6 protein-coding genes are annotated in these 7815 nt (G+C 49.7%); 5 read left to right on the top strand and 1 reads right to left on the bottom strand.

The genetic code is table 11. From position 1 onward, the window contains the following. Positions 1-235: 235 nt before the first annotated feature. A complete protein-coding gene (locus ACLJPQ_RS17735; RefSeq protein ID WP_000973248.1) occupies positions 236-673 on the bottom strand; it encodes an acetyltransferase in 438 nt (145 codons plus the stop codon). A 156-nt stretch (positions 674-829) separates the two neighbouring features. On the opposite strand from ACLJPQ_RS17735, the gene metA reads away from it, so the two are divergent. From metA to ACLJPQ_RS17710, 5 genes are all read left to right on the top strand, one after another. Beyond that, positions 830-1759 (top strand): homoserine O-succinyltransferase MetA, encoded by a 930-nt coding sequence (gene metA / locus ACLJPQ_RS17730; protein WP_001122767.1) that lies wholly within the window; start codon positions 830-832, stop codon positions 1757-1759. 268 nt (positions 1760-2027) lie between these two features. Beyond that, positions 2028-3629 carry a malate synthase A gene (aceB, locus tag ACLJPQ_RS17725; protein ID WP_001069371.1) on the top strand — a complete coding sequence of 534 codons (1602 nt, stop codon included), beginning with the start codon at positions 2028-2030 and terminating at the stop codon, positions 3627-3629. 31 nt (positions 3630-3660) lie between these two features. Continuing rightward, positions 3661-4965 carry an isocitrate lyase gene (gene aceA / locus ACLJPQ_RS17720; protein ID WP_000857884.1) on the top strand — a complete coding sequence of 435 codons (1305 nt, stop codon included), beginning with the start codon at positions 3661-3663 and terminating at the stop codon, positions 4963-4965. Between the two features lie 101 nt (positions 4966-5066). Beyond that, positions 5067-6812, top strand: a complete 1746-nt coding sequence (aceK, locus tag ACLJPQ_RS17715; protein WP_001137276.1) for a bifunctional isocitrate dehydrogenase kinase/phosphatase — start codon at positions 5067-5069, stop codon at positions 6810-6812. A 101-nt stretch (positions 6813-6913) separates the two neighbouring features. Further along, entirely contained in the window at positions 6914-7783 is an 870-nt protein-coding gene (locus tag ACLJPQ_RS17710) for a hypothetical protein (protein ID WP_000970949.1), read from the top strand. Positions 7784-7815 lie beyond the last annotated feature (32 nt).

The raw sequence follows: 7815 nt of genomic DNA, 5'->3' as shown, positions 1-7815 counted from the left end.
TCAGAAGTGAAACGCCGTAGCGCCGATGGTAGTGTGGGGTCTCCCCATGCGAGAGTAGGGAACTGCCAGGCATCAAACAAGTGAAGAAGCCCGTCCGTCAGGACGGGCTTTTTTGCGTGTGTGGTAACTGTAAAAATGTAGGCCTGATAAGCGCAGCGCCATCAGGCAACCGGCACCGCCGGATGGCAGTTTCGCCTTATCCGGCCTGTATGCACTTATCAGGCAGCACCACTACTCACGGATAAATTAAATTCAACAATGGATACGGTTTCCCAAGATCGTCAACCTCCGAACGTCCCGTCACCTTAAATCCCATTTTCTTATAAAATCCAACAGCTTGTGTATTTTGCTCGTTAACATTGGTTGTCAACCCCGGCGCCAGTGTTAACGCATGTTCAACTAATCTCTTACCGATACCCTGACCACGCACGTCCGGATCGACAAACAGCGCATCCATATGTTCGCCGGTAAGCAGCATAAATCCTACCGGCTCATCCTGATCGGTCACGGCAACCCATAGTGGCGCTTCTGGCAGAAAATCGCTCACCAGCTCTTCCAGTTCGGCCCGATAAGCGTTTGACAGAAAATCGTGCGTGGCATCGACTGAGCGACGCCAGATCGCAATCAGTTTTTCCCCTTCCTCATGCCTTGAACGGCGAATGTTAATCATCATCTTCACTCCTTTTTTGCTTACTTCTATTCTAATGCAAATGCTGTCGTGAAACTTTCTCACCTTGAACTTGCAGACTCGACATTCGCCTGATTTCTGAGTATCTTCAGCTATCTGGATGTCTAAACGTTTAAACGTATGTCGTGAGGTTATCAGGTTATGCCGATTCGCGTGCTGGACGAGCTACCCGCCGTCAATTTTTTACGTGAGGAGAATGTCTTCGTCATGACGACTTCTCGCGCATCAGGTCAGGAAATTCGCCCGCTAAAGGTACTTATCCTTAACCTGATGCCGAAGAAGATTGAAACGGAAAATCAGTTTCTGCGTTTGCTATCGAACTCGCCATTGCAGGTCGATATTCAACTACTGCGGATAGATGCCCGCGAGTCGAGGAACACGCCAGCCGAGCATCTGAACAACTTTTACTGTAACTTCGACGATATCTGCGATCAGAACTTTGATGGGCTTATCGTGACCGGAGCGCCGCTGGGTCTGGTGGAGTTTAATGACGTGGCTTACTGGCCGCAGATTAGGCAGGTGCTGGAATGGGCGAAAGATCACGTTACTTCGACGCTATTTGTCTGTTGGGCCGTTCAGGCCGCACTCAATATTCTGTATGGTATCCCTAAGCAGACCCGTACAGATAAACTTTCCGGCGTCTATGAACATCACATCCTTCATCCACATGCTCTGTTAACGCGTGGTTTTGATGATTCGTTTCTGGCGCCACACTCACGCTATGCCGATTTCCCGGCGGCGCTGATACGGGATTATACGGATCTTGAAATTCTGGCCGAAACAGAAGAAGGGGATGCGTACCTGTTTGCCAGCAAAGATAAACGTATTGCGTTTGTCACCGGTCATCCTGAATATGACGCTCATACGTTAGCGGGTGAATATTTTCGTGACGTTGAGGCCGGGTTAAATCCGGAGGTTCCGTACAACTATTTCCCAAAAAACGATCCGCAAAACATACCGCGCGCAACCTGGCGCAGCCACGGTAATTTACTGTTTACTAACTGGCTCAACTATTATGTCTACCAGATTACGCCATATGATCTGCGTCACATGAATCCAACCCTGGATTAATCTTCTGCTTCTGACGATCCTAAAGCGTTTCAGCATGTTGAATCAGGCACCTTCGGGTGCCTTTTTTATTTCCGAAACGCACCTCATCATGTAATTAAATTTAATTTATATTGTTATCAATAGGTTAATGCATAATTAAATTAAAAATGGAAATTGTTTTTGATTTTGAAATTTAATTGAGTAGTCTTAGTTGTGTTGAACGAAAAGCGCACAGTGATCCTTCGTTCGCATTGGGGATGTATCTGGATCAACAACGAGGAGCTGCATGATGAATCCACAGGCAACCACAACTGATGAATTAACCTTTACCAGGCCGCAAGGCGAGCTGGAAAAGCAAGTCCTGACCGCTGAAGCAGTCGAGTTTTTGACGGAGTTAGTCACCCGTTTTACGCCAAAACGCAATAAACTCCTGGCTGCACGTATCCAGCAACAGCAGGATATTGATAACGGTAAGTTGCCTGATTTTATTTCGGAAACCACTTCCATTAGAGAAAGTAATTGGCAGATTCGTGGTATTCCGGCGGATTTACAGGATCGCCGAGTAGAAATTACCGGGCCGGTTGAACGTAAAATGGTGATTAATGCCCTGAACGCAAATGTGAAAGTGTTTATGGCGGATTTTGAAGACTCGCTGGCGCCGGACTGGAATAAAGTTATTGATGGTCAAATCAACCTGCGTGATGCGGTGAACGGCACCATTAGCTATACCAACGAAGCCGGAAAAATCTATCAGCTCAAGCCCGATCCGGCCGTATTGATTTGTCGTGTACGTGGTCTACATCTGCCAGAAAAACATGTTACCTGGCGGGGGGAAGCCATTCCCGGCAGCCTGTTTGATTTTGCTCTGTACTTTTTCCACAACTATAAAGCGCTGCTCGCTAAAGGTAGCGGCCCGTATTTTTACCTGCCGAAAACGCAAGCCTGGCAGGAGGCAGCCTGGTGGAGTGAAGTTTTCAGCTACGCTGAAGACCGCTTTAACCTGCCGCGCGGTACGATCAAAGCGACCCTGTTGATTGAAACGCTGCCAGCTGTTTTCCAGATGGATGAGATTCTTCATGCGTTGCGTGATCATATTGTCGGTCTCAACTGTGGTCGCTGGGATTATATTTTCAGCTATATCAAAACGTTGAAAAATCACCCGGATCGCGTCTTGCCGGACAGGCAGGTGGTAACGATGGACAAACCGTTTCTGAGCGCCTACTCGCGCCTGCTGATCAAAACCTGTCACAAGCGCGGCGCGTTCGCGATGGGCGGTATGGCGGCGTTTATCCCGAGCAAAGACGTTGAACGCAACAATCAGGTCCTTGCCAAAGTGAAAGCGGATAAAGCGCTGGAAGCGAACAACGGCCACGACGGCACGTGGATTGCGCATCCCGGGTTGGCGGATACCGCAATGGCCGTCTTTAACGAGGTACTGGGCGAGCACAAAAATCAGCTGTTCATTACCCGTGATGAAGATGCGCCGATTACCGCTGAACAGTTACTGGAGCCATGTGAAGGCGAACGCACAGAAGCGGGAATGCGCGCCAATATTCGCGTGGCAGTGCAGTACATTGAAGCGTGGATCTCCGGCAATGGCTGTGTACCGATTTACGGTCTGATGGAGGATGCCGCGACGGCGGAAATCTCACGAACCTCTATCTGGCAGTGGATTCACCATGAGAAAACACTGAGCAATGGAAAACCCGTAACGAAAGCGCTTTTCCGCGAAATGTTGGCGGAAGAGATGCGGGTAATCCAGGACGAACTGGGCGAGCACCGCTACAGCAGCGGGCGCTTCGACGATGCCGCACGTCTGATGGAGCAAATCACCACCTCAGATGACTTAATCGACTTCCTCACCCTGCCGGGCTACCGCTTACTGGCTTAATTCACCACATAACAATATGGAGCATCTGCACATGAAAACCCGTACTCAACAAATCGAAGAATTACAGAAAGAGTGGACACAACCGCGCTGGGAAGGCATCACCCGCCCGTACAGCGCGGAGGAGGTGGTGAAATTACGCGGCTCGGTTAACCCGGAGTGCACGCTGGCGCAGCTCGGCGCCGCGAAAATGTGGCGGCTGTTGCACGGTGAAGCGAAAAAAGGCTATATCAACAGCCTTGGCGCGCTGACCGGCGGTCAGGCGTTGCAGCAGGCGAAAGCCGGTATTGAGGCGATTTATCTTTCAGGCTGGCAGGTGGCGGCAGATGCCAACCTGGCATCCAGCATGTATCCGGATCAATCGTTGTACCCGGCAAACTCTGTTCCGGCGGTAGTGGATCGGATCAACAACACTTTCCGTCGTGCGGATCAGATCCAGTGGGCATCCGGTATTGAACCCAACGATCCGCGCTATGTGGATTACTTCCTGCCGATCGTTGCTGATGCGGAAGCCGGTTTTGGCGGCGTTCTGAATGCCTTCGAACTGATGAAATCGATGATTGAAGCCGGTGCAGCGGCCGTTCACTTCGAAGATCAGCTGGCGTCGGTGAAGAAATGCGGCCATATGGGCGGCAAGGTGCTGGTCCCCACGCAGGAGGCGATTCAGAAACTGGTTGCTGCGCGTCTGGCCGCTGATGTGATGGGCGTCCCGACGCTGGTGATTGCGCGTACCGATGCGGATGCGGCAGATCTGATCACCTCCGACTGCGATCCCTATGACAGCAGTTTTATTACCGGCGAACGCACCAGCGAAGGTTTCTACCGCACCCATGCGGGCATTGAGCAGGCGATCAGCCGCGGTCTGGCGTATGCCCCGTATGCCGATCTGGTATGGTGCGAAACTTCTACGCCGGATCTCGAACTGGCGCGTCGTTTTGCCGATGCTATCCACGCGAAGTATCCGGGCAAACTGCTGGCCTATAACTGTTCACCATCCTTCAACTGGCAGAAGAATCTGGACGACAAGACCATTGCCAGCTTCCAGCAGCAGTTGTCGGACATGGGTTACAAATACCAGTTTATTACCCTGGCGGGCATCCACAGCATGTGGTTCAACATGTTCGACCTGGCGCATGCATACGCGCAGGGCGAGGGCATGAAGCACTATGTTGAGAAGGTTCAACAACCCGAGTTCGCCGCGGCGAAAGATGGCTACACCTTTGTTTCCCACCAGCAGGAAGTGGGTACTGGTTACTTCGACAAAGTCACCACCATTATTCAGGGCGGCGCGTCATCCGTTACCGCGTTAACGGGTTCCACCGAAGAATCGCAGTTTTGATTGATGCCCGGTGGCGCTGCGCTTACCGGGCCTACAGATAGCGTAGGCCGGATAAGCGAACGCGCCATCCGGCATGACGTGGTGCCGGATGAGGGAAAAAAATGCCGCGTGGCCTGGAATTACTGATTGCTCAAACCATCCTGCAAGGCTTTGACGCGCAGTATGGTCGATTTCTGGAAGTGACTTCCGGCGCGCAGCAGCGTTTTGAACAGGCCGACTGGCACGCCGTCCAACAGGCGATGAAAAGCCGTATCCACCTCTATGATCATCATGTGGGCCTGGTGGTGGAGCAACTGCGCTGTATTACCGATGGCAAAAGTACCGACGCGGATTTCCTTTTACGCGTTAAAGAGCATTACACCCGGCTGTTGCCGGATTACCCGCGCTTCGAGATTGCGGAGAGCTTTTTCAACTCCGTTTATTGCCGGTTATTTGACCACCGCTCGTTAACACCCGAGCGGTTGTTTATTTTCAGTTCGCAACCGGAGCGCCGCTTTCGTACTATCCCGCGCCCGCTGGCCAAAGACTTCTTTCCCGATCACGGTTGGGAGACGCTGTTGATGCGCATACTCAGTGACTTACCGCTGCGTCTGCCCTGGCAGAATAAAAGCCGGGATATCCGCTATATTATCGCGCACCTGACTGAAACACTGGGCGAGGACGCGCTACCTCGCTGCCATGTCCAGGTGGCGAACGAGTTGTTTTACCGTAATAAAGCAGCCTGGCTGGTAGGTAAATTAACCACACCTGACGGCACGCTGCCGTTTTTATTGCCGATTCATCGCACTGATGAGGGTGAACTGTTTGTCGATACCTGCCTGACCACCACGGCAGAAGCGAGCATTGTGTTTGGTTTTGCCCGCTCTTATTTTATGGTGTATGCGCCGCTGCCTGCCGCGCTGGTTGAGTGGTTGCGTGAAATCCTGCCGGGTAAAACCACTGCCGAACTGTATATGGCGATTGGCTGCCAGAAACATGCGAAAACCGAAAGCTACCGCGAATATTTATGTTATCTGGCTGAAAGTGATGAGAAATTCATTGAGGCGCCTGGTATCCGCGGCATGGTGATGCTGGTGTTTACCCTGCCAGGTTTCGACCGGGTATTTAAAATCATTAAAGACAAATTCGCCCCGCAGAAAGAGATGTCTGCCGCTCATGTGCGTGCCTGTTATCAACTGGTAAAAGAGCATGATCGCGTCGGTCGTATGGCGGATACCCAGGAGTTTGAGAATTTCGTACTGGATAAACGGCAAATTGATCCGGCGCTGATGGCGCTTTTACGGCAAGAAGTGCCAGAGAAGATTACCGATCTTGGGGAACATATCGTCATTCGCCATCTCTATATTGAACGGCGCATGGTGCCGCTCAATATCTGGCTGGAACAGGTAGAAGGCCAGCAGTTGCGCGATGCGATAGAAGAATATGGTAATGCGATTCGCCAGCTTGCCGCCGCTAATATTTTCCCCGGCGATATGTTGTTTAAAAACTTTGGCGTTACCCGTCATGGTCGCGTGGTGTTCTATGACTACGATGAAATTTGCTACATGACGGAAGTGAATTTCCGCGATATTCCGCCAGCGCGTTATCCGGAAGACGAACTGGCCAGCGAACCCTGGTATAGCGTCTCGCCGGGTGATGTTTTCCCGGAGGAGTTTCGCCACTGGCTGTGTGCCGATCCGCGTATCGGGCCATTGTTTGAAGAGATGCATGCCGACCTGTTTCGCGCCGATTACTGGCGCGCGCTACAGACGCGTATTAAAGAAGGGCATGTAGAAGATGTGTATGCCTATCGTCGTCGCCAGCGCTTTAGCGTGCGTTATGATATGAGGAAAACTTCATATTTATAAGCATCTTTCCCACAAGGATGTCCGGACACGGAATAGTTACTCTGATGAAAACCGTAAATTATGTATGATACACTGTAATTTAGGGAATTTAATGAGAAACAATGATGTTTGATATTCATGGCAAGAAATTAACTACACATGGTTATAATAAGTTTGTATTTATCGGCCTAATAATCTGCTCTGCTATATTTATAGCGATTGGTATTTTTTGTCTGACACTTATGAATATGCCAACCTCAAGAGAGGAAGCTGGAGGTGGTATTTATTTTACTGTTGAGCCAGGGGGGGTGAGTCCGATGATGCTGTTCTCACTCATTGGCGGCGGACTAATCATCCTGGGGTTGGTTGCTGCAGCAATAGCATTAATGCAAAAAAATGTCCCCACATTTACCATCACCGAAAAGGGTATTATTTGTAAATATAAGGGTAAAGAAACTCTTTCCCTTTTTAAGGACATTTCTGATGTTTATCTCTTTTCAGTGGGCAGAACCAGCTATACAGGTTCTATAAACTCTCTGGCATATAGAAAAAATAAAAGTGATGCCTGGACTTTGATTTCACCACGAAATTCAGGTTATGACAAACTAATCTCCACTTTCAGGAGCCTGTATTCAGAACAAAGAGTACAGACATTACGTGCGCAACTGGAACATGGGGCTACATTAGAATTTAATTATGTAGATGCAAAGATGATCTGGTTTAAAAGGGCATTTTCGCTTAACGTTGCGGGCGCAGCAAATATAGATTCCTCACTGCGGAAGTTTTATCTGACTAAAGACAATATCATCAAAGATGATAAAAGCATCATTATCAACAAATCTGATAAGATTAACACCGCTAGCTGGGTTGATAATTTACATCTTATTGATAGAGACGGTAATAAAAAATTCTCAATGATGTTCCCGTCTATCATATCGGCAGATGTGTTTTGTGCGCTATTACAGGAAGCCATCGATCGGGCGGAAATGTAATGTCTGTATATTTTTGATTATTTAGCATTTTT

Source organism: Salmonella sp. SAL04213, assembly GCF_046550535.1.
Lineage (GTDB): Bacteria > Pseudomonadota > Gammaproteobacteria > Enterobacterales > Enterobacteriaceae > Salmonella > Salmonella enterica.
Note: the sequence above shows the minus strand (reverse complement) of the source record. Positions and strands in the feature narration are given on the sequence as shown.